The sequence below is a fragment of the Sphingomonas sp. DC1600-2 genome, assembly GCF_049897605.1.
In the GTDB taxonomy this organism is placed as follows: Bacteria; Pseudomonadota; Alphaproteobacteria; order Sphingomonadales; family Sphingomonadaceae; genus Sphingomonas.
The window spans coordinates 194,415-217,126 of record NZ_JAFCWO010000001.1; the positions used below are offsets into that span (position 1 = coordinate 194,415).

At 64.7% G+C, this 22,712-nt stretch carries 18 protein-coding genes and 1 riboswitch; of the genes, 15 read left to right on the forward strand and 3 right to left on the reverse strand.

From position 1 onward, the window contains the following. Window positions 1–28 precede the first annotated feature (28 nt). Complete coding sequence (gene pip / locus ACP7BL_RS01020; protein WP_426257388.1) at window positions 29–982, forward strand: prolyl aminopeptidase; 954 nt, start codon at window positions 29–31, stop codon at window positions 980–982. Between the two features lie 474 nt (window positions 983–1,456). On the opposite strand, the gene ACP7BL_RS01025 is transcribed toward pip, so the two are convergent. Then, window positions 1,457–1,963: a thioredoxin family protein gene (locus ACP7BL_RS01025; protein ID WP_426257389.1), complete on the reverse strand. Its 507-nt coding sequence runs from the start codon at window positions 1,961–1,963 to the stop codon at window positions 1,457–1,459. A 140-nt stretch (window positions 1,964–2,103) separates the two neighbouring features. Beyond that, window positions 2,104–2,907, reverse strand: coding sequence for a cold-shock protein (locus ACP7BL_RS01030; RefSeq protein ID WP_126845204.1), 804 nt, complete (start codon window positions 2,905–2,907; stop codon window positions 2,104–2,106). A gap of 206 nt (window positions 2,908–3,113) precedes the next feature. On the opposite strand from ACP7BL_RS01030, the gene ACP7BL_RS01035 reads away from it, so the two are divergent. The 8 genes from ACP7BL_RS01035 (at window position 3,114) to ACP7BL_RS01070 (ending at window position 12,345) form a co-directional block, all read left to right on the forward strand. Next, window positions 3,114–3,890, forward strand: coding sequence for a TerC family protein (locus ACP7BL_RS01035; RefSeq protein ID WP_033964734.1), 777 nt, complete (start codon window positions 3,114–3,116; stop codon window positions 3,888–3,890). Window positions 3,891–3,938: 48 nt separating this feature from the next. Beyond that, window positions 3,939–4,559: a ribonuclease D gene (locus tag ACP7BL_RS01040; RefSeq protein ID WP_126845202.1), complete on the forward strand. Its 621-nt coding sequence runs from the start codon at window positions 3,939–3,941 to the stop codon at window positions 4,557–4,559. Further along, complete coding sequence (lptC, locus tag ACP7BL_RS01045) at window positions 4,552–5,187, forward strand: LPS export ABC transporter periplasmic protein LptC (RefSeq protein WP_426257390.1); 636 nt, start codon at window positions 4,552–4,554, stop codon at window positions 5,185–5,187. Before ACP7BL_RS01040 ends, lptC begins: the two co-directional genes overlap by 8 nt. A gap of 5 nt (window positions 5,188–5,192) precedes the next feature. Then, the gene (locus tag ACP7BL_RS01050; RefSeq protein WP_341202668.1) at window positions 5,193–5,717 is read left to right on the forward strand and encodes an LptA/OstA family protein; all 525 of its coding nucleotides are present in this window, start codon (window positions 5,193–5,195) and stop codon (window positions 5,715–5,717) included. Between the two features lie 145 nt (window positions 5,718–5,862). Continuing rightward, window positions 5,863–6,639 carry an LPS export ABC transporter ATP-binding protein gene (gene lptB, locus ACP7BL_RS01055; RefSeq protein WP_426257391.1) on the forward strand — a complete coding sequence of 259 codons (777 nt, stop codon included), beginning with the start codon at window positions 5,863–5,865 and terminating at the stop codon, window positions 6,637–6,639. A gap of 128 nt (window positions 6,640–6,767) precedes the next feature. After that, on the forward strand, window positions 6,768–8,285 hold the full coding sequence (gene rpoN, locus ACP7BL_RS01060) for an RNA polymerase factor sigma-54 (RefSeq protein WP_126845201.1): 1,518 nt from the start codon (window positions 6,768–6,770) through the stop codon (window positions 8,283–8,285). A gap of 62 nt (window positions 8,286–8,347) precedes the next feature. Further along, window positions 8,348–8,457, forward strand: a riboswitch (SAM-I-IV-variant riboswitch). A gap of 52 nt (window positions 8,458–8,509) precedes the next feature. Further along, window positions 8,510–9,580 carry a threonine aldolase family protein gene (locus ACP7BL_RS01065; protein WP_033964736.1) on the forward strand — a complete coding sequence of 357 codons (1,071 nt, stop codon included), beginning with the start codon at window positions 8,510–8,512 and terminating at the stop codon, window positions 9,578–9,580. Between the two features lie 176 nt (window positions 9,581–9,756). Next, the gene (locus ACP7BL_RS01070; RefSeq protein ID WP_137902742.1) at window positions 9,757–12,345 is read left to right on the forward strand and encodes a PAS domain-containing protein; all 2,589 of its coding nucleotides are present in this window, start codon (window positions 9,757–9,759) and stop codon (window positions 12,343–12,345) included. A 36-nt stretch (window positions 12,346–12,381) separates the two neighbouring features. On the opposite strand, the gene ACP7BL_RS01075 is transcribed toward ACP7BL_RS01070, so the two are convergent. Beyond that, window positions 12,382–13,380 carry a ligase-associated DNA damage response exonuclease gene (locus ACP7BL_RS01075; RefSeq protein ID WP_426257392.1) on the reverse strand — a complete coding sequence of 333 codons (999 nt, stop codon included), beginning with the start codon at window positions 13,378–13,380 and terminating at the stop codon, window positions 12,382–12,384. Window positions 13,381–13,667: 287 nt separating this feature from the next. Here ACP7BL_RS01075 and ACP7BL_RS01080 point away from each other — a divergent pair, with 287 nt between their 5' ends. The 6 genes from ACP7BL_RS01080 to ACP7BL_RS01105 all read left to right on the forward strand — a co-directional run bounded on the left by ACP7BL_RS01080 (window position 13,668) and on the right by ACP7BL_RS01105 (window position 22,712). After that, window positions 13,668–16,079 carry a ligase-associated DNA damage response DEXH box helicase gene (locus ACP7BL_RS01080; protein WP_426257393.1) on the forward strand — a complete coding sequence of 804 codons (2,412 nt, stop codon included), beginning with the start codon at window positions 13,668–13,670 and terminating at the stop codon, window positions 16,077–16,079. A 42-nt stretch (window positions 16,080–16,121) separates the two neighbouring features. Then, window positions 16,122–17,093 carry a retropepsin-like aspartic protease gene (locus tag ACP7BL_RS01085; RefSeq protein WP_033964717.1) on the forward strand — a complete coding sequence of 324 codons (972 nt, stop codon included), beginning with the start codon at window positions 16,122–16,124 and terminating at the stop codon, window positions 17,091–17,093. A gap of 60 nt (window positions 17,094–17,153) precedes the next feature. Further along, on the forward strand, window positions 17,154–18,560 hold the full coding sequence (locus tag ACP7BL_RS01090; protein ID WP_426257394.1) for a M20/M25/M40 family metallo-hydrolase: 1,407 nt from the start codon (window positions 17,154–17,156) through the stop codon (window positions 18,558–18,560). A gap of 137 nt (window positions 18,561–18,697) precedes the next feature. Next, on the forward strand, window positions 18,698–20,818 hold the full coding sequence (locus ACP7BL_RS01095; protein ID WP_426257395.1) for a TonB-dependent siderophore receptor: 2,121 nt from the start codon (window positions 18,698–18,700) through the stop codon (window positions 20,816–20,818). A gap of 8 nt (window positions 20,819–20,826) precedes the next feature. Further along, complete coding sequence (locus ACP7BL_RS01100) at window positions 20,827–21,153, forward strand: hypothetical protein (protein WP_133472177.1); 327 nt, start codon at window positions 20,827–20,829, stop codon at window positions 21,151–21,153. Continuing rightward, window positions 21,150–22,712, forward strand: coding sequence for a PepSY-associated TM helix domain-containing protein (locus ACP7BL_RS01105; RefSeq protein ID WP_426257396.1), 1,563 nt, complete (start codon window positions 21,150–21,152; stop codon window positions 22,710–22,712). Before ACP7BL_RS01100 ends, ACP7BL_RS01105 begins: the two co-directional genes overlap by 4 nt.

Here is a 22,712-nt window from a genome sequence, read left to right on the forward strand (position 1 = left end):
GCCGGGGTGCGGCCTTATCATTCCCGCGATGACCGACTTGCGCACTTTATACCCCGAGCTCGAACCCTATGTGACCGGCATGCTCGACGTCGGCGATGGGCACAGCGTCTATTACGAACGCTGCGGCACCCCGGGGGCGACGCCGGCAGTGTTCCTGCATGGCGGGCCGGGTGGCGGCATTTCGCCAAGCCATCGTCGGCTGTTCGATCCGGCACGCTATGACGTGCTGCTGTTCGACCAGCGGGGTTGCGGGAAATCGACGCCGCATGCCTGTCTAGACGCCAACACGACCTGGCATCTGGTCGCCGATATCGAGCGGTTGCGTGCGTTGGTCGGGGTCGAGCAGTGGGTGGTGTTCGGCGGATCGTGGGGATCGACGCTGGGGCTGGCTTATGCCGAAACGCATCCCGAACGGGTACGCGCGCTGATCCTGCGCGGCATTTACACCGTCACCCGGGCCGAGCGAGACTGGTATTATCAATTCGGCGTGTCCGAGATGTTCCCGGACAAATGGGCGGGCTTCCTCGCGCCGATCCCCGAAGATCAGCGCGGCGACATGGTGCAGGCCTATCGCCGCATCCTGACTGGCGATGATGCGCAAGCGCGGCTGGAAGCGGCCAAGGCATGGACGATCTGGGAAGGCGAGACGATTACTTTGCTACCCGACCCCGCGTTGAGCGAGGCGTTTCAGGACGGGCATTTCGCACTGGCCTTCGCGCGGATCGAAAATCACTTCTTCGCGCATGATGCCTGGCTGAAAGAGGGCCAGCTGCTGCGCAATGCCGGGCGGCTGGCGGGCATTCCGGGCACGATCGTGCACGGTCGCTACGACATGCCGTGCCCGGCGCGGTACGCCTTCGCGTTGCACCAGGCCTGGCCCGAAGCCGAGTTCCATCTGATCGAGGGTGCGGGGCATGCCTATAACGAGCCCGGCATCCTCGACCAGTTGATCCGCGCGACCGACCGGTTTGCGGACGGTTAGATCGGAATTGTCTCTTCTTATGCGGCTTCAACCGCAACCGTAATAGATGGTCTCGTCATATAAAGTGGGCGTGCCGACCCGGACACTACCACCATCGCAAAAGACGACCCGTTGACCCGAAATGGTCGTCTCATTCTCGTCCGTGTACCAAATGACGACATAGTCTTGACGTCGATACTGTGCAGCTGCGGGTGCGATCGTGGCACCGACAATAACCGATCCCAAAGACACTATCTTTACGAGCTTCGACAGCATGGCTCATCTCCCGTTCGAGAAGAGCCCGATAGTGCTCTTTTGATATTCAGAGTCAAGTCTCTGATAAATAAACAGGAGTGATAGCTGTATTCGGTGCGACATATCTGAGCCTGTGTATTTTGGCTTCTTTGTAGAAGACCAGGTGAGCAGCGCAAAGAGACATCTACTTCAGCCAATCGAGTGATTGGCTGAACTCGCAATCGGTGCGGACAGCGGCGCTTATTTCGTCCAGCTTGCCAGCCAGTCGGCAAGGGCTTGCGGGCTGAGGCTGCGGGCATCGGCGAGGGCGGCGGTACGGCCCGCATTCTTGAGCGAATCGGTTTTGGGGTCGACGATCAGTACGCTCGGCACGCCGCCACCGAAGTGACCGTTCAGGCCATATTTCGCAGCAATGTCGAGATTCTTGTCGAAGCGGCCGACATCGACGGTGACGATTTCATAGTGTTTGGCCAGGAAGCCGCGCAGCTCAGGCAATTCCATCGTGCCCGCGAGGAGACGGCAATCGAGGCACCAATTGCCGCCAAGGTCGATCAGCAGCAATTTGTGCTGCGCCTTGGCGCGTGCGCGGGCGGCGGCGACCTGGGCCTTTGCGTCGGCGGTTTCGTCATAGGGAAGCGGGAGCGGGGTCTTGAGCTGCGTGAAGCTGGTCGCGGCGACCTTTGGGGCAGGGGCGGCGAGGGCCGGGGCAGCAAGAGTCAGGGCGATCGCGGCGAGAACGAGGCGCATAGAGGGTCCTTCTACAGTCCTTCCGGCCAGTGCCGGGGTCGCCCGACTCGTAGGGTGGGGCGTTGAAATCGCACACAAAGAAAAACCCGGCAGGCCTAAAGGCCCACCGGGTTCAATCTTTTCGCCAGTGGCGCGAACGCTTACGCGATCGAGGTCAAATTGACCGCTGCCATCTTGCCGCGACGATCGACTTCGAGTTCGAATTCGAGCCGGTCGCCTTCGTTGAGCGAGGTCATGCCACCACGCTCGACCGCCGAGATGTGCACGAACGCGTCGGGCTGCCCGTCGTCGCGCTGAATGAAGCCGAAGCCCTTCATCGCGTTGAAGAACTTGACCGTACCGGTCGCCTTCTCGCCCGTCAGCTGACGCTGCTGCGCACCACCGGGGGCGGCACCGCGCGGTGCGCCGGGGCCTGCGTCACGGTCGCGCGGCGGGCCGCGGTCGGTGACGGGGAGAGGCTCGCCCTCGATCTTGAGGTCGGTCGCCGAAATGCGGCCGCCGCGATCGACGAGAGTGAAGCCGAGCGGCTGGCCTTCGGCGAGACCCGTCAAGCCGGCCTGCTCGACTGCGGAAATGTGCACGAACACATCTTCGCCGCCATCGTCGCGAACGACGAAGCCAAAGCCCTTCTGGCCATTGAAAAATTTGACGACGCCGGTGCCTTCGCCAACGACCTGCGGGGGCATGCCGCGGCCACCGCCGCCTGCGCCACCGCCGCCGAAGCCGCCACCACCGCCGCTGCGGAAGCCGCCGCCACCGCCGCCACCGCCGAAGCGATCGCCACCGCCGCCGAACCGGTCACCGCCACCGCCGAAGCGATCGCCGCCACCGAACCGGTCACCGCCGCCGAAACCGCCGTCGAAGCCGCCGCTGTCGCCGAAACCGTCGCGCTTGTCGCGCCCACGCCCGCCACGATCGCCGCGGCGTCCTTTATCGAAACTCATGCCCTGTTCGTCTTCCCGGTTCGTCCGACATCGTTATAGCAACCGTTGCGTCGGACGAAAGACGCAGGGCTTCGTGCACCAAACCAAATGTGCCACCGACTCGTGTTAGCCTAAAATTTAAGGCGCTGCGAACAAATTCGTCGAAAATGCGGCGCGTCCTGTGTTGATCTTGCGCGACCGTGGCAATCCCGGCACAGGATGGTGCCATGTCGATCCTCCATTTGCTCGCCGATCCCGCCGCCTGGGCGGCGCTCGCCACATTGATCGTGATGGAGATTGTGCTCGGCATCGACAATCTCGTCTTCATTTCGCTGCTCTCGAACAAGCTGCCCGAAGGCCAGCGGGTGAAAGTGCGGCGCGTCGGCATCGGGCTGGCCTTGGGGCTGCGGCTGGTGCTGTTGTCGGCGATCGCCTGGATCGCCGGGCTGGTCGAGCCGGTGTTCGATCTCGGGATTGCCGGCGCGGTCGATGCGCACGGCGTTCCTTCCTTCGAAACCGCTTTTTCGGTGCGCGACCTGATCCTGATCGCGGGCGGGCTGTTTCTGCTGTGGAAGGCGACGACCGAAATCCATCACACGATCGACCCCGACGATTCGGGCGAGGTGCTCGACAAGAAGAGTTCGGTGGCAATGTCGTTCGGCGCGGCGATCGTGCAGATCCTGCTGCTCGACATGGTGTTCTCGATCGATTCGATCCTGACCGCGATCGGCATGACCGACGATTTGCCGGTGATGATCGTCGCCGTCATCGTCGCGGTCGGCGTGATGCTGATCGCGGCGACGCCGCTTGCCAATTTCATCGATCGCAACCCGACCGTGGTGATGCTGGCGCTCGGCTTTCTGTTGATGATCGGCGCGGTATTGATCGCAGACGGCTTCGGCGTGCATGTGCCCAAGGGGTATATCTACGCCGCGATGGCGTTTTCGGGGCTGGTCGAAACGCTCAACATCGCCGCGCGCAAGGCCCGCGCGCGCCAGCGGTAGCGGCGGACCCCCATTGAGCGCGCATCGATTCGCCGCTAGGGCCGGGCGATGACAGTGCATCTCCACGAAGAAGACATCCCCGCAAATCTGTTCGTCCCCGGCGTCGACATCGCGGTCGACACCGAGACGATGGGCCTGATCACGCCGCGCGACCGGCTGTGCCTGGTGCAGCTTTCCGATGGCGGGCCGGACGAGCATCTCGTGCGCTTCGCCCCCGACAGCGATTATGCCGCGCCCAATTTGCGCGCGCTGCTGGCCGATCCGGCGCGGGTGAAGCTGTTCCACTTCGCGCGCTTCGATCTGGCGGCGATCAGCCATTATCTCGAAGTGACCGCAGCCCCGGTCTATTGCACCAAGATCGCCTCGCGCCTCGTGCGCACCTATACCGATCGCCACGGGCTGAAGGAACTGGTGCGCGAATTGCTGGGGCAGGACATTTCCAAGGCGCAGCAATCGTCCGATTGGGGCGGCCCGGTGCTGAGCGAAGCGCAAAAGGATTATGCCGCGTCGGACGTGCGCTATCTCCACGCGATGCGCAACGAGCTCGACTTGCGGCTGGCGCGCGAAGGCCGCACCGAACTGGCGCAGGCGTGTTTCCAGTTCCTGCCGTGGCGCGCGGAACTCGATCTGGCCGGCTGGCCGGAGGTCGATATTTTCGCGCATGCCTGATTCGGGTGCCATCCGCAGCCAGCGCCTGATCTGGGCCGCGCCGGGCAGCAGCCACGATCGCACGATCGGCGTGCTGCGCGTGGTGCTGCCGATTCTGATCGGCGTACTGGCGGCGTTTGTGGTGGTGCTGCCGCTGTATTCGGGGGGCGATGTCAGTTTCCTGCTCGACAAGAATAAGGTCGAAGTCGCCAAGGAGCGGCTGCGCGTGCAGTCGGCCACCTATCGCGGCAATGACGACAAGGGCCAGCCCTTCGCTTTGGTGGCGGGGTCGGCGATCCAGAAGAGTTCGGCCGAGCCGATCGTCTGGCTGCAGCAATTGTCGGCGCAAATCGGGCTGTCCGACGGGCCGGCCGATGTCGTCGGCGATCGCGGCCATTATAATATGGATCGCCAGCAAGTGACGATCGATGGGCCGTTGCAGGTGAAAAGCAGCGGCGGCTACCGGCTCGAGACTCAGAATTCGACCCTCGATCTCAAGTCCAAGACGCTGAAAAGCGGGGGCGCGGTCACGGGAACGGTGCCGCAGGGCACGTTCAGCGGAGACCAGATGAACGCGGATCTCGAAAACCATGTTGTTCGGCTGGACGGCAATGCCCGCTTGCGGATCGTTCCGCGAAAGACGAGATAGCGCTGATGCGTCGCACCCTTGCCCTTATCGCCCTCTCCTTTGTCCTTGCCGGGGCAGCGGATGCACAGAGCGCGCACAATTCGAACGCGCCGATCGATTTTTCGTCGGACCATCTCGATCTGCAGGACAAGGCCAATCGCGCGGTGCTGGCCGGCAATGTCGTGGTCAAGCAAGCTGAGATGACGCTGAAGTCGGCGCGGATGACAGTCGCCTATACCGGCCAGATCGTCGATGGCAGCCCGCAAGTGTCGCGCCTCGACGCTTCGGGTGGCGTGACCGTGATTCGGCCCGACCAGACCGCGCGCAGCAATTTTGCGGTTTACGATCTCAACAAGCGCGTGGTGACGATGCTCGGCGCGGTAACGCTGATCCAGGGCGGTAACACGGTCAATGGCGGTCGGCTGACGATCAACCTCGATACCGGGCGCGCGGTGATCGACGGCAATTCGGTGGGCGGCGGCGCGACCGGAACCAAGAGCAGTGGCGGCCGGGTCAGCGGCACGTTCTCGGTGCCCAAGCGCGACAACTGAGGCAACCGCGCGCACGAGAGTCGTCGGCGGTATCTTCCCAGCCGAACGGGTTTCGCCTAGGCTGCGCCCGCGACCATGCACAAAGCCTGCCAAATGTGGCGCGGTAACCTTCCGTTCACTCTAAAGTGCGAGCACGGGACCTGTAATGACCGAGACCCTCACCCTCGAAAACGCCCCGCCGATCGCCGAAGTGCCGGTGCTGGACGGCTTGTCGGTCGTGTCGATCGCCAAATCCTATGACAAGCGCGCGGTGCTGACCGATGTGTCGCTGTCGGTCGGCAAGGGCGAGGTGATCGGTCTGCTCGGGCCCAACGGCGCGGGCAAGACGACGTGTTTCTATTCGGTCATGGGGCTGGTGAAGCCCGATTCGGGCCGGATCATGCTCGACGGACAGGATATCACCGGCCTGCCCATGTATCGCCGCGCGATCCTGGGGCTGGGCTATTTGCCGCAGGAAACTTCGATCTTCCGCGGCATGACGGTCGAACAGAATATCCTGAGCGTGCTCGAACTGGCGGTGCCCGACAAAGAGCAGCGCATGGCGCGGCTGAACACGCTGCTCGACGAATTCGGGCTGACGCGGTTGCGCGATTCCCCGTCGATGGCGCTGTCGGGCGGTGAACGCCGCCGCGCGGAAATCGCGCGCGCGCTCGCCGCCGATCCGTCGATCATGCTGCTCGATGAGCCGTTTGCGGGGATCGATCCGCTGTCGATCGCCGATATTCGCGACCTGATCTGCGAGCTCAAAAAGCGTGGCATCGGCGTGCTCATCACCGATCATAACGTGCGCGAGACGCTCGAAATCGTCGACCGTGCCTATATCATCTATGATGGCCGCGTGCTGTTCACCGGATCTCCTGCCGAACTGGTGGCGGATGCCAATGTCCGGCGGCTGTATCTGGGCGAGGGCTTCTCGCTTTAGGCTATGCGGACTGCTCTTAATCCGTTCGTGCTGAGCTTGTCGAAGCACTGCTCGCCGCAGATGGGACCTTGCTCGCTGCGCGGGCCCTTCGACAGGCTCAGGGCGAACGGTATTTGGGTGGCCAGCCGATGAGCCTCGCGCCGCGCCTCGACCTGCGCCAGTCGCAATCGCTGGTGATGACGCCGCAATTGCAGCAGGCGATTCGCTTGCTGGCATTGTCGAACCTCGAGGTTGAGGGGTTTCTGGCTGAAGAGATCGAGCGCAACCCGCTGCTCGAAGCAAGCGCACCCGATGATGACGGCCCGACGCAGGAACGCGAAGCCGATGCGCCGATCCGCGACGAACCCGCCACCGCCGACCAATTGCTGATCAGCGGGGGCGATGCCGGGGAGGCCTCGCTCGATGTCGATTTCACCGCCGAGAGCTTCCACCACGACAGCGCATCGGATTCGATCGGTGATCAGCCGGGCGCGGCGGGCATGGACGGCGCGCTTGGCCTCAACGGGGCCAGCAGTGGTGGCGGGATGGGGGAGGATGGCCCCGATTTCGACAGCTTCGCCGATACCGCGCTGACGCTGCAGGACCATCTGCTCGCCCAGGCGGGGACGGCGGTGGACGGGCCGGACCTGTTCATCGCCGCGCATCTGATCGATCAGATCGACGAATGCGGCTATCTCACCGCCTCACTGCTCGATGTCGCGACAAGGCTCGGCGTGCCGCTGGCACGAATCGAGGCGGTGCTTGGCATCATCCAGACCTTCGATCCGACCGGGGTTGGCGCGCGCGACCTCGCCGAATGTCTCGCACTGCAGGCCAAGGAGGCGGACCGCTACGATCCGTGCATGGCGCGGCTGATCGACAATCTCGATCTGGTCGCGCGCGGCGATCTCGCACGGCTCAGGCGGCTGTGCGACGTCGATGACGAGGATCTGGCCGACATGATCCGCGAATTGCGCGGCTATGATCCCAAGCCCGGCTGCCGTTATGGCGGGGAGCCGACCCAGGCGGTGGTGCCCGATCTGTTCGTGGCGAAGCGCAAGGATGGCTGGGGGATCGAGATCAACGCCGCCACGCTGCCGCGCGTGCTGGTCAACCGCAGCTATTACAGCGAATTGTCGACCGCGCGCGGCGACAAGGCAAGCAAGGCGTGGCTGGGCGAGATGCTCGCCAGCGCCAATTGGCTGGTGAAGGCGCTCGACCAGCGCCAGCGCACGATCATCAAGGTGGCGACCGAGATCGTTAAGCAGCAGGAGGCGTTCTTCCTGCACGGTGTTGCGCATCTGAAGCCGATGACGCTGCGTCAGGTGGCGGATGCGATCGAGATGCACGAATCGACGGTCAGCCGTGTCACCAGCAACAAATATCTCTCGTGCGCGCGCGGGCTGTATGAGCTGAAATACTTCTTCACCTCGGCGATCCAGTCGTCCGATGGCGGCGATGCGGTGTCGGCGCAGGCGGTGAAATCGGCGATCAAGGCGCTCGTCGCGGGCGAGGGCGACAAGATCCTGTCGGACGATACGTTGGTCGAACTGCTCAACGCCAAGGGCTTTGACATCGCGCGGCGCACCGTTGCCAAATATCGCGAGGCGCTGGGCATCGGGTCATCAGTGCAACGGCGCCGTGCGCGGGCGCTGGGCGCGGGGTGATTGGCCCCGGATCGGGGCGACCGGCCGCCTCTTGATCTGCCGACGCTGAGCGGATACGCACGCGCCAGCATCAAGAGTCGGGACGACGCCCGACACCAACCTGCTTCCCAGCAAGGTGGTGCCTCCGTGCAAGCGGGGGGATGTGGCCGGACCGGCAACAAACGGGACTAAGCCACCTGTCGTACTGTTTCCTGGTGCAGAACCGGAAAAAGGACAGCGTGACGATGCCAAAAGCCCAGCAATTTGCCAGCGACAACTATGCCGGCATCTGCCCCGAAGCGTGGCGAGCGATGGAGCTTGCGAATGCGGGGTCGGCCAATGCCTATGGCGATGACGACTGGACGCAACAGGCATCCGATGCCTTTCGCAAACTGTTCGACACGCAATGCGAGGTGTTCTTTGCTTTCAACGGCACGGCGGCGAATTCCTTGGCGCTGGCGTCGCTCTGCCAATCCTATCATAGCGTGATCTGCTCGGCGCAGGCGCATGTCGAGACCGACGAGTGCGGCGCGCCGGAGTTCTTTTCCAACGGTTCCAAACTGTTGGTGGCACCGACGACAAGCGGCAAGCTTGACCCGCACGCGATTCGCAAGCTCGCCACCAGCCGCGCCGATATTCATTTTCCAAAGCCCCGCGTGGTGACCATTACGCAACCCACGGAAACCGGGCAGGTCTACACGATCGAGGAGATCGAGGCGCTGTCGGCGGTGTGCCGCGAACTCGGGTTGAGACTCCATATGGATGGTGCCCGGTTTGCGCACGCGTGCGCTACGCTTGATTGTGCCCCGGCCGACATCACCTGGCGTGCCGGCGTGGACGTTTTGTGTTTCGGCGGCACCAAGAACGGCATGGCGGTTGGCGAAGCGGTGTTGTTCTTCGATCCCGCGCTGGCGCAGGATTTCGATTATCGCTGCAAGCAGGCAGGGCAGCTTGCCTCCAAAATGCGCTTCCTGTCGGCCCCTTGGGTGGGGTTGCTGGAGAGCGGCGCGTGGTTGACCAACGCGCAACATGGCAACGCCTGCGCGAAGGCCCTGGCAGCGGCGGTCGGAGACATGCCCGGCGTTGCGTTGATGTTCCCGGTCGAGGCGAATGCGGTGTTTCTGACCGCACCCGACATCGTGCTCGATCGCCTGCGGGAGCGCGGCTGGCGTTTTTACACTTTCATCGGCGGCGGCGCGCGCTTCATGTTCGCGTGGGACGCAGACCTGGCACGTGTGAACGCGCTGGCCCAGGATCTGCGCGAGATCAGTGGTCTCGTGTCGACCGAGGCTGCGGTGATGTTGGAGGATGCCTGACGCGTGTTGCGGACAAGATCCTGTTCGATCGAGCATTCTTTCAAGAACGCGTAGGATCTTGCCCGTCCTGCCCCTGCTTTTCTGTGCGATGGACCATTTCTGCGCGCTTGGCGTTATGATGGGAAGGATGATCCTTCGCTGCCGAGTACTTCGTGACGACTCCAGAAAAGCTACCTGTGCCTGACACTGTCGAACGCCCGACCGATCGGGCACCGCGGTTGACCGCCGATGCCGAGCGCATCGCGGCGGAGTTGATCGGGCAGGATCTGGGGACCGACCCGTTCGTGGCGGCGGTGCGCGCGACGCGGATGCCGATGATCATCACCAATCCGCGCTTGCCCGACAACCCGGTGGTGTTTGCCAACAACGCCTTTTGCCGGTTGAGCGGATATCCGCGCGACGAAATTCTCGGCCGGAACTGCCGTTTCCTGCAGGGGCCGGAGAGCGACCCCGCAACCGTGCAGCGCATTCGCGAGGCGGTCGAGCGGGTCGAGCCGCTCGAGATCGACATTCTCAACCACCGCAAGGACGGCGAGACCTTCTGGAACCGGCTGCTGATGGCCCCGGTGTTCGATACCGAGGGCGTGCTGGCCTATTTCTTCGCCAGCCAGGTCGATGTGACGATCGAGCGCGAGCGCCTGAAGGGGCTGGAAGACGATAACGCCTCGTTGATGGCGGAATTGACCGATCGGTTGCGGTTGCAGGAAGAACATGAGCGCGAACTCGCCTTCACCCTCAGGGCGGCACGGTTTGGCACATGGAGCCTGGATATTGCCAGCAAGCGCCTGACCGCGTCGGAAACGTGCAAGGAGATTTTCGGCCTGCGCGCCGATCAGCCGTTCACCTACCAGGATCGGCTGCAGGCGATCCATCCCGACGACCGCGGCAGGAGCGTGGCGGAGGTCGAGCGCTGCATCGCAGAGGGAAATGACTACGATATCGTCTACCGCATTTACCGCCCCGATGGCGAATTGCGCTGGCTGGCGTCGCGCGGACAGCCGTTCTTCGATGCGCAGGGCCGCGCGCTGCGCATCGCCGGGGTTTCGACCGACATCACCGACCAGCGCCGCGCCGAGCGGATGCGGTCCGCGCTGGTCGATTTGTCCGACGTTTTTCGCGATACCGAGGACCCCGACGATATCTCCTTTGCGGCGGCGGAGATCATTGCGCGGACGCTCGGGGTCAGCCGCGCCGGTTATGGCGAGGTCGACACGCGGGCCGAAACGATCACGATCGCGCGCGACTGGAATGCGCCGGGGGTGAACACGCTCGCCGGGGTGCTGCAGTTCCGCGACTATGGCAGCTATATCGACGATCTGAAACGCGGCGAAACCGTGATCGTCGAGGATGCCCGCACCGACCCGCGCACCGCCGAAACCGCCGCAGTGCTGGAGGAGATTTCGGCACGCGCCTTTGTCAACATGCCGCTCACCGAACATGGCGGGCTGGTCGCCTTGCTATACCTCAACCACGTCACACGGCGGACGTGGCACGAGGACGAGATCGCCTTCATGCGCGAAGTGGCGGAGCGAACGCGCATCGCGACCGAGCGTCGGCGCGCCGAACAGGAACTGGCGTTGCTTGCCGCCTCGCTCGAACAGCAAGTCGCCGAGCGGACCAGCGCGCTCCAAACTGCCGAGGATGCGCTGCGCCAATCGCAGAAAATGGAGGCGGTCGGGCAACTGACCGGTGGCGTTGCGCATGATTTCAACAATCTGTTGACCGTCATCCAATCGGCGACGGACTTGCTGAAGCGACCGGGACTGAGCGACGAACGGCGGGAACGGTATATCGATGCGATTTCCGACACTGCCGATCGCGCCGCCAAGTTGACGGGGCAATTGCTGGCCTTTGCGAGGCGGCAGGCGTTGAAGCCGGAAGTGATCGATGTCGGGCAAAGCCTGCACGTTATTTCCGACATGTTGCGCACGCTGACGGGCTCGCGCATCGTCATCGCGATCGACGTGCCCGACAAGCCGTGTTTCACCAATGTCGATCCCAGCCAGCTCGATACGGCCTTGGTCAACATGGCGGTCAATGCGCGCGACGCGATGAACGGCGCCGGGAATATCGCCATAGCGGTACGCGCGGTTCCCGCCATTCCGGCGGTTCGCGCGCACCCGGCGGTTGCGGGCCGCTATGTCGCGATATCGATCCGCGACACTGGAATCGGCATCGATCCCGATCAGATCGAGCGCATTTTTGAGCCTTTCTTCACCACCAAGGGGGTTGGGCAAGGCACTGGGCTCGGGCTTAGCCAGGTGTTCGGCTTCGCCAAGCAGTCCGGCGGCGATATCACGGTCGAGAGCAGCCCTGGCCAGGGTGCCACCTTCACCCTCTACTTGCCTCAGGTCGATCCGCCGACGGTACAGGCGACCGAGCCGCCGGTCGAAGGCGTTGCCGATGGGCACGGTGCCTGCGTGCTCGTGGTGGAGGACAATATCGAAGTCGGGACGTTCACCACCCAGTCGCTTGCCGAGCTTGGCTATGTAACGGTGTGGGCAGCCAATGCGCAGGATGCGCTGGCCGAACTCGCGCACGATGCCGCGCGCTTCGACGTGGTTTTTTCGGATGTGGTGATGCCCGGGATGAACGGCGTGGCCTTGGCCAAGACGATCCGGCGCGACTATCCCGATCTGCCCGTGGTGCTGACATCGGGGTATAGCAGCGTGCTGGTCGAAAGCGTGCCCGATGGCTTCGAGCTGCTGCACAAGCCGTATTCCGTCGAGCAACTTTCGCGCGTGTTGCGCAAGACGGTGCGGTGAGCCGGGCTGCAAGCGGCGCTGGCGCAATCGCAGGGGCTAGTCGTCTTCATCCTCAAAGCCGAGCAACGCCAGCGCGCGCGCCTTGATCTGGTGCGTCTGGCACCAATGCACCAGCGCATCCTCGCGCCCATGCGTGACCCACACTTCGCGCGGGGCGATTTTGGTGAGCGTCGCAGTCAGTTCGTCCCAATCGGCATGGTCGGACAGGATCAGCGGCAGTTCGACGCCGCGCTGCACCGCGCGCTGGCGCACGCGCATCCAGCCGCTGGCCATAGCGGTGATCGGATCGGGCAGGCGGCGCGACCACCGATCGGCGAGTGCCCCCGGTGGGGCAAGCACGATATGGCCCATCATTTCGGCCTTGCTCGCGCTGGTGGCGGGGCGCAGTTCGCCCAGCGCCACGCCGTGTTCCTCATACAGTGCGCAGAGCCGTTCTAGCGCGCCGTGGATGTAGATCGGCGCATCATGCCCGCGCGCGCGCAATTCGGCGATGACGCGCTGCGCCTTGCCCAGCGCATAGGCCCCGACCAGCACGCAGCGCGCCGGGTTGGCGTGGAGCGCGTTGGTCAATTTGTCGATCTCGTCGCCGGTATCGGGATGGCGGAAGACCGGCAGGCCGAAGGTCGCCTCGGTGATGAACACGTCGCATTGGACCGGCTCGAACGGCGCGCAGGTCGGGTCGGCGCGGCGCTTGTAATCGCCCGAAACGACGATGCGCTCGCCACGATATTCGAGCAGGATCTGCGCCGATCCCAGCACATGCCCGGCGGGGACGAAGGTGGCGGTGACGTCGCCGAAGCTTTGGCTTTGCCCATAAGCGATCGGATGCCCGGCTTGCGGACCATAGCGCGTTTCCATGATCGCCAGCGTCTCGGGCGTCGCCCATACCGCCTCGTGCCCGCCGCGCGCATGGTCGGCATGGCCGTGCGTCACCAGCGCCACCGGCGACGGGCGCGCCGGATCGACCCACAGATTGGCGGGTTTCACATAGAGGCCGTGCGGGTGCGGTTCGACCCAGTCGCCGAGCTTTGCCATCGTGCCTATATGGGCGGGATGGCCGATGGTTCCCAGTTTGGAGATTCTGTTCCGATCTCCCTCTCCCTTATCTCCCTCTCCCATCGGGAGAGGAGTTTCGGGTCGGTCGTGCCCCCGGCACGACCTGAACAGCGCGGGGCGCTGTTCACCCGAAACTGGGCCCGCGCCGCAGGCGTGGGAAGGGTGAGGGTGACAGGTTTTGCCGTTGCGCGACCTGTCACCCTCACCCTTCCGCCGCTTTGCGGCTCCCTCCCTCTCCCAAGGGGAGAGGGACTGTGGGGCGCGGTTTGACCGCTCCGCTCCCCCCCGCGATCATCGAATGGTTCGCCGCCAAGGGCTGGGTGCCGCGCGCGCATCAGCTGGCGATGCTGGATGTCGCGCGCACGGGCGATCATGGCTTGCTCGTCGCCACCACTGGTGCGGGGAAGACGCTGGCGGGGTTTCTGCCGACGCTCGCCGATCTGATCGAGCATCCGAGCGAGGGACTGCACACGCTTTATGTCTCGCCGCTAAAGGCGCTGGCGGTGGATGTGCAGCGCAACCTGCTCACCCCGATCGCCGAGATGGGGCTCGACATCCGCGTCGAGACGCGCACTGGCGACACGCCCTCTGACCGCAAGGCGCGGCAGCGCATTCGCCCGCCGCAGATCCTGCTGACCACGCCCGAATCGCTCAGCCTGTTGCTCAGCTATCCCGATAGCAGCCTGATGTTCGAAGGGCTGAAGACGATCGTGGTCGATGAGGTCCACGCCTTCGCCACCGGCAAGCGCGGCGATTTGCTGAGCCTGTGCATGGCGCGGCTGCAACGACTCGCCCCCGGTCTGCGGCGTGTGGCGCTGTCGGCGACGGTGGCCGATCCCGATGCCTATCGCGCGTGGCTCGCGCCCGATGGCGATATCGATGCGGTGCGGCTGGTGCGCGGGGCGGCGGGCGCGCCGCCCAATGTCACGATCCTGCTGCCGCAGGGGCGCGTGCCATGGTCGGGCCATTCGGGGCGCTATGCCGCCGAACAGGTGATCGCCGAGATCGAGACGCACAAGACGACGATCGTGTTCTGCAACACCCGCGCGCTGGCCGAATTGATCTTCCAGGATCTGTGGAAGGTCAACGCGATGAACTTGCCGCTGGGGGTGCATCACGGCTCACTCAGCCTAGAGGCGCGGCGCAAGGTCGAAGGCGCGATGGCCGATGGGCGGTTGCGCGGGCTGGTGGCGACCTCCTCGCTCGATCTTGGGGTCGATTGGGGCGATGTCGATTGCGTGATCCAGATGGGCGCGCCCAAGGGATCGTCGCGGTTGCTGCAGCGCATCGGGCGCTCCAACCACCGGCTCGATGAACCCTCCGAGGCGATCGTCGTGCCCGGCAATCGCTTCGAATATCTCGAGGCGCGTGCGGCGCTCGACGCAATCGAGGCGGGCGAACTGGATGCCGATGTGTTCCGCATGGGCGCGCTCGACGTGCTGGCGCAGCATGTGATGGCGTGTGCCTGTGCCGCGCCCTTCCGCGAAGAGGCACTGCTCGACGAAGTGCGGTCGGCCCTGCCTTACTCCGCGCTGACGGCGGACACCTTCGCGCAAGTGCTCGGCTTCGTGCGCGATGGCGGCTACGCGCTGAAGGCCTATGACAAGTTCAAGCGGCTGACGCAGGAGCCGGACGGAAGCTGGCGCGTCAGCCATCCGCGTTTCATCGCGCAGCACCGGCTGAACGCCGGGATCATCGTCGAGGCGACGATGCTGAGCGTGCGCTTCGGCAATGGCCGCACATTGGGGCGCGTCGAGGAGGGGTTCGCCGCGACGCTGTCGCCGCGCGATACCTTCTTCTTTGCCGGGCTGAGCCTGGAGGTCGAGCGGATCGATACCGAGGCGGTGGTGGTGCGCGCGACCTCGCGCCCCGCGCGCATCCCAAGCTATGGCGGCGCGCGGATGCCGCTGTCGACCAATCTCGCCGAGCGCGTGCGCGGCTTTCTGGCGAGCCCCACGGGGTGGCACCGCTTCCCCGACGATGTGCGCGAATGGCTGGAGGTGCAGCAGCAGCGATCGGTGCTGCCGCGACCGGGGCAATTGCTGGTCGAGACCTTCCCGCGCGAGGGGCGGCATTATCTGGTCGCGTACAGCTTCGAGGGTTGGAACGCGCATCAGTCGCTAGGCATGCTCATCACGCGGCGGATGGAGACGCAGGGGCTGAAGCCGATCGGCTTCGTCGCCAATGATTATGCGCTGGCGTGTTTCGGGCTTGAGTCCGTAACCGACCCGGCAGCGTTGTTCTCGCGCGATATCCTGGAGGATGAATTCGTCGATTGGGTGCAGCAATCCTCGCTCCTGAAGCGCGCGTTTCGCGAAGTGGCGGTGATTGGCGGGCTGGTCGAGCGGCAGATTCCGGGCAAGCGCAAGACCGGCAAGCAAGTCAGCTTCTCGACTGACCTGATCTATGACGTGCTGCGCAAATATGAGCCCGGCCATTTGTTGCTGCAGGCCGCCTGGGCCGATGCGCGCGCGCGGATGACCGATGTCGGGCGCTTGGCGGATCTGCTCGACCGCGCGGCGGACACGATGCTGCATGTGCCATTGGAGCGGATTTCGCCGCTGGCGGTGCCGGTGCTGACGTTGATCGGGCGCGAGCATATCGCGCAGGGGCTGGCCGACGATGCGTTGCTGCTGGAGGCCGAAGTGCTGGCGGCGGAAGCGATGCGGCTCGATTGACCGGGCTTGTTACAGACCCGGCGCGGGCGTAGCTTCGCGGATATGGCCCCGGCGCTCGTCTTGATCGTGCCGTTGGCAACGGCGCTCGCCGCCGCGCCGCTCCAGACCCGCGGGCCACCCCCGCCGTCCGCTGCGACGCAGCAGGAAGAGTCCGAAACGCCCGCCGATGCGCTTGGCTTTACCGATGACGGGCTGCGCATGTCGGTGCCGGTGATGATCGGCCAGAACGGCCCCTATCGCTTCATCGTCGACACCGGTGCCGAACGCACCGTCATCGCACGCGACCTCGCGACTGCACTCGGGCTGGCACCGGGTAAACGGGTTCGTATCAGCGCGATGGCTGGCTCGACCGGGGCGGGTACCTTCGTCTTGCCCGAGATCAGCATCGGTGCGGAGACGTTGGTCGAGGGCGCTCGGCTGCGCGGATCGGGGATCGAGGCACCCGCATTGCTCGCGGGTAATCTGGGCGGGCAGGGGTTGGTCGGCATTGATACGCTGCAAGGCCGCGCAGTGACGATCGATTTCGCCGCGCGTACGATGACGGTGGTGCCGGCGACCAAGCGCACCAAGCGCGAAGTGTTCGGCCCGGGCGACATCGTGGTCCGTGCGCGCAATCGCGCGGGCCAGCTCGTCGTCACCGATGCCAGCTATGAAGGGCATAAGGTGCGCGTGGTGATCGATACCGGCGCAGTCGTCAGCATGGGCAATCTCGCCTTGAGGCGATTGGTCGGGGATGATCTGGCGCAAGCGCAACCGATGACCTTGCTCAGCGTAACCGGCGGCAAGCTCGAGACGCAATTCGGGTTGGTGCCGCGTTTCGCGATCGGCGACACCGGCTTTGCCAATTTGCCGGTGGCGTTTTCGGATGCCGCACCCTTTGCCCGGCTTGGGCTGACCGCACGCCCGGCACTGTTTCTCGGCATGGATGCGCTGCGCCTGTTCGGGCAGGTGCGGATCGATTTCGCCAATCACGAATTGCGCTTCGCCAAACCAAAGCGTGCCGCGACGCGCTAACGGTTGCGTTACGCCCAAGCCGCGTTAGCCTCCTCCCGACATAATTTTGGGGGCTTTACCATGCGCGCGATCAGCACATTTTTGGGGGCGACGATTTTGGGAGTGGCGGGGCTTGCCAGCGCGGCCTTGGCGCAGGACCGCCCCGACCAGAAGGCCTATCTCGGCCTCTACAAGCAACTGGTCGAAACCAACACGACGCTGTCGAGCGGAAGCTGCACGACGGCGGCGGCGCAGATTGGCGCGCGGTTGAAGGCGGCGGGCTATGCCGACCAGGACATTACCTATTTTGCGGTGCCCGATCATCCCAAGGATGGCGGGCTGGTCGCGGTGCTCAAGGGGAGCGATGCCACGGCCAAGCCGATCCTGTTGCTCGCGCATCTCGACGTGGTCGAGGCCAAGCGCGCAGACTGGGTGCGCGATCCGTTCACGCTGATCGACGAGGGCGGCTATTATTACGGGCGCGGCACCGTCGACGACAAGGCGATGGCGGCGGTGTGGGCCGACAGCATGATCCGCTTCAAGGCCGAAGGCTATCGGCCAAAGCGCACGATCAAGCTGGCGCTGACGTGCGGCGAGGAAACCACCTTCGCCTTTAACGGCGCGGAATGGCTGTCCAAGAACAAGCGTGAGCTGATCGATGCCGAGTTCGCGCTCAACGAAGGCGGGGGCGGGCGCTACGGCCCCGATGGCAAGCCGCAATTGCTGGCGCTGCAGGTGGGCGAGAAGGCCGCGCAAAACTATACGTTCGAGACGACTAACCCTGGCGGGCACAGCTCGCAACCGGTGCCGGACAATGCCATCTATCAGCTCGCGGACGCGTTGAAGGCGGTGCAGGGCTATGAGTTTCCGGTAAAGTTTACCGAGACGACGCGGGCGTTCTTCGGCATGGCCGCGCTTGGCTCGCCCGCGCCGCTGCGCACGGCGATCACGGCCTTGCTGGCCAATCCGCAAGATACGGCGGCCGACAAGATCGTCAGCAGTGACAAGATGATGCATTCGACGCTGCGCACGACCTGCGTCGCGACCATCGTGAATGCGGGCCATGCCGAAAATGCGTTGCCGCAGCGCGCCACCGCCAATGTGAATTGCCGCATCTTCCCCGGCGAGACAGTGGAGGGCACACTGGCCAAATTGCAGGAACTCGCTGGCCCTGCGGTAAAGGTGACCGCCAACGCGCCGATCCGCCCGACCGCCGTCCCGCCCGCGCTCGATCCCAAGGTCGTCGGTCCGGTCAAGGCGGTCGCGGCGAAGCATTTTCCGGGCCTGCCGCTTCTGCCGCTGATGTCGACGGGCGCAACCGACGGTGTATTTCTCGAGGCGGTCGGCATCCCGGTGTACGGCGTGCCGGGCTTCTTCCTGGATAAGGATGGCAACGGGATGCACGGGTTGAACGAGCGGATGCGCGAGGATTCGCTGTATCAGGGCCGCGACTATCTGTTTGATTTGGTGAAGGCCTTCGCGGGATGATCGCAAGCGGTGGTGGCGGGCCGGTCCCGCCGCCACCGCCGACGGCCATTCGCGCCGGACCATTTTTCGAATAATTGCTATTGATAATCGATCTCAAAAAGGACATTGCGCGGCCCTCGATAAAAGAGGGATTCGCAGTGAAACAGCATTTCGTATCGGCGCTCCTGCTTGGCACCGTCGTGATCGGCAGCCCGGCTTTGGCGCAAAGCCAGAGCGATCTGGAGGACGGCACGATCGTCGTAAACGGTCAGCGTCCGCGCAACGAAGCGTCCGCAGGCACCAAGAGCGCCGTGCCGATCGCCGAGACGCCACAGTCGATCAGCGTGATCAGCGCGGCGGACATTGCCGACCTCGGGCTGCAGAACCTCAACCAGGCGCTGCGCTTTGTGGCGGGTGCGACGACCGAGCAGCGCGGGTCGAGCGCCGAAGTGTATGACCAGTTCAAGCTGCGCGGCTTCGACGCGCCGCAATTTCTCGATGGACTGAAGTTGATCGACGGTGCGGGCTACCTGTCGCCGCAGATCGACGTCTCACGGCTCGACCGGATCGAGGTGGTGAAAGGGCCGGCATCGGTGCTCTATGGCCAATCGGGTCCGGGCGGCCTGATCGCGATGTCGAGCAAACTGCCGCTCGACCGTGACTTTTACGGCGCGGTGTCGGGCACTTATGGCACCTATAATTTGTACCGCGCCGATGCCGATGTCGGCGGGCGTGCCGGATCGTCGATCCTTTGGCGCGTGAACGGCACCGTCAATGGCGCGCATACGCAGCAGGATTTCGGCAAGCGCGAGCGCGAGGCAATTTCGGGCGCGGTGACGATCGGCGCGGGCCACGCGACCAGCCTGACGCTGCTCGGTGCCTATTCGCATGATCCGTATAACGGCACGTACGGCGTGTTCCCGGCATCGGGCACCCTGCTGGCCAATCCCAATGGCCAGATCCCGACCACGCGCGATTTCGGCGAGCCGGGCAATGTCTTCAAGCGCGAGCAGGTGGCGGGCACCTATATCCTCAACCATGATTTCGGATCTGGCTGGAGCTTCCGCGCGTCGGGGCGGTATCAGCACGCCACCTCCAATCTCGGCATCGTTTACGCCAGCGGATCGCTGACCAACAGCGCGACGCTGTATGACCGCGCTTCCTATGCGACGCGCGAACGGAGCGATTCCTGGGTGTTCGACAACCAGCTTCGCGGCAGTTTCTCGACCGGGCCGCTGACGCATGCGGTGCTGCTGGGGGTCGACCATCAGGCCGGTCACGCGCGCGAAGTCTATGCCTTTGGCACCGCCACGCCGCTTGACGGCTATCATCCCATTTACGGCACGATGGCGGTGCCGCTGACGCCCGAGACGGTGCCCGGCGGCACGGTCGGGGTGCTCGCGCCGCGCAAGACGCAGACCGGCCTCTACGCGCAGGACGAGATTTCGACGGGCGGGCTGCGGGTGGTGCTGAGCGGTCGGCAGGATTGGGCGCGGACGACTTCGGGCACCGCCGCACCGGAAACGTCGCAGAAATTCACCTATCGCACGGGCGTCCTGTACACGACCGCGTTCGGGCTTGCGCCTTATGCCAGCTATTCGACCTCGTTCGAGCCGCAGAGCGGAACGGTGCAGAATGCCGATGGCACGCTCCGCCAGGCCAAGCCCTCGCTCGGCAAGCAGATCGAACTTGGCGCGAAATACACCGTGCCGGGCAGCAAGATCCTCGTCACGGCGGCATGGTTCCAGATCGACCAGACCAATTTGCTGACGGCGATCCCCAATTCGTTGTTCGCGCTGCAAAGCGGGAAGGTGCGCTCCACCGGCTTCGAAGTCGAGGCCAATGCACCGCTGCCCTACGATTTCAACGCCAAGCTGGCGTATAGTCGGCAGAAGGTGCGCACCATCGCCGATGCCGATCCGGCCAATATCGGTAACGGTATTCTCGGCGTCGGGCGCGGCGGGGTTTCCGCCAATCTCGAATGGGCACCGCGTCAGGGAGCCTGGCAAGGCTTCGCCATTGGCGGGGCGGTGCGGCATGTCGACAGCATTTATGCGGGGACCACCGCGCGGGTCAGCACGCCGGGCTTCACGCTGTTCGACGGGCAGATGCGGTACGACCTCGGTCGGCTTGCGCCACGACTCGAGGGTTTGACCTTGGGGGTGAATGCCGCCAACATCTTCGACAAGAAATATGTAACGACGTGCTATCTCGATTACGCCTGGTGCTGGTATGGCAACCGCCGCACCGTGCAGGGCACGATCGCCTATCGTTGGTGAGGGCGGCAGTGTCGCAACGCCCCACTTTTCCGAAACGAGATGCCGCCCGCGCCTGGCGACGGCGCGGCGATACCGCGCTGCGCGTCGTTGCGGCGATCCCGGGCGGCTATGCCGTCGCGAGTCTGTGGGCGATGGCGCTGGCGCGGGTGCTGCCGTTCGGACCGGCGCAGGCGACCTTTGCCGCCACGATCTTGGCCTTCGCGATCTGTGCCGTGACTGCAATGTGGGCGTTTGCCGCGCGCAGCGGCTGGCGCGCGCTGTGGACGATCGTCCTGGCGGGAATCGTTGCCGCCGGGATCACCGCTGTGTCGATCCACGCATGGGGCCGGGTATGAAGACCGGGTTCCGCCAGAGCCAGGCGACGCTGCACACCTGGTCCGGCTTGCTGGTCGGCTGGGTGTTGTTCGTCGTGTTCCTCACCGGCACCACGGCCTATTGGCGCGAGGCGCTGAACCGTTGGGCGCAACCCGAGCTGCCCGCGATCGCCGATCCGTTGACGGTCGTGCGGGGCGCGCAAGCGTTTCTCACGCGAGAAGCGCCCGGTGCCGACTCCTGGTTCATCACCGTGCCGACCACGCGCTCGGCGAGCGGAAGCGTTTACTGGGTGCCGGGGCCGGGCACGCCGCCCAAGCGCGACAGTGGCGAGACCTCCGCGACGATTGACGGTGCTGGCCACCCGGTGGTCGCGCGCGCGACACGCGGCGGGGACTTTTTCTACCGCTTCCATTTCGACCTCTTCTATTTGCCGGTGCTGTGGTCGCGCTGGATCGTCGGCACGTGCGCGATGTTCATGCTGGTCGCGATTTTGACGGGGATCGTCACGCACAAGAAAATTTTCCGTGATTTCTTCACGTTGCGGCGGGGCAAGGGCCAGCGATCGTGGCTGGATGGGCACAATGCCGCTGCCGTGCTTGGCCTGCCATTCCATGTGATGATTACCTATACCGGGCTGGTCACGTTGGCGACGATGCTGATGCCATGGGCGGTGGTCGCCAATTACAGCGATACCGGGACATTTGCCGGGATTCTGTACCCGCAGGCTCCGGTGGAGGCGCGGACCGGGCGGGCCGCGCCGTTGGTCGATCTGGCGCGGGTGGTGCGCGATGGACAAGCCCGGTTGGGCGGGCCCGTCGACGCGATTCTGGTGTCCTTTCCGGGGGACGCAGCGGCGCGGATCACGCTGGCGAGAAGCAGCCAGGCATCACTGTCCAACTTCACCCCAAAGCTTGGCTATGATGGCGTGAGTGGCCGCTTGCTTTGGGCGTCGCCGCCGCCGGGCGGAGCACAGGTCACGGCGGGTGCGATGATCGGCCTGCATGCCGGACGCTTCGCCGATACCGCGATCCGCTGGGTGTATTTCCTGTGCGGCATCGGTGGCACGCTGATGGTGGCGAGTGGGCTGGTGCTGTGGACGGTCAAGCGGCGCGAAAAGCTGCCGGATCCGGCGCGGCCGCATTTCGGTTTCCGCTTGGTCGAGCGGTTGAATGTCGGGTTCATCGCGGGGTTTCCGGCGGCGATGGTCGGTTTTCTCTGGGCCAATCGCCTGTTGCCGCCGCTGTTGCCGCGACGCGCCGATGCCGAAGTCAATGTGATGTTCGCTTTGTGGAGCGTGCTGCTGCTTTACGCCTTTCTGCGCAAACCGACGCGGGCGTGGGTTGAACTGCTGGGATTGACGGCGGGCTTGCTGGTCGCGCTTCCTGTCTTCGACATACTGGCGACCGACAGAGGTTTGCCTCGGACGATTGCCAGCGGCGACTGGACCCTAGCGGGGGTCGATCTGACCTTCCTTGCCGTGGGCGCTGGCTTCGGCTGGGCGGCGCGCGCCATCGCGCGGCACCGCGCGCACCCGCGCCGCGTACGATCGCGCGCCGCCCCCACGGTGCTCGCAGGATGA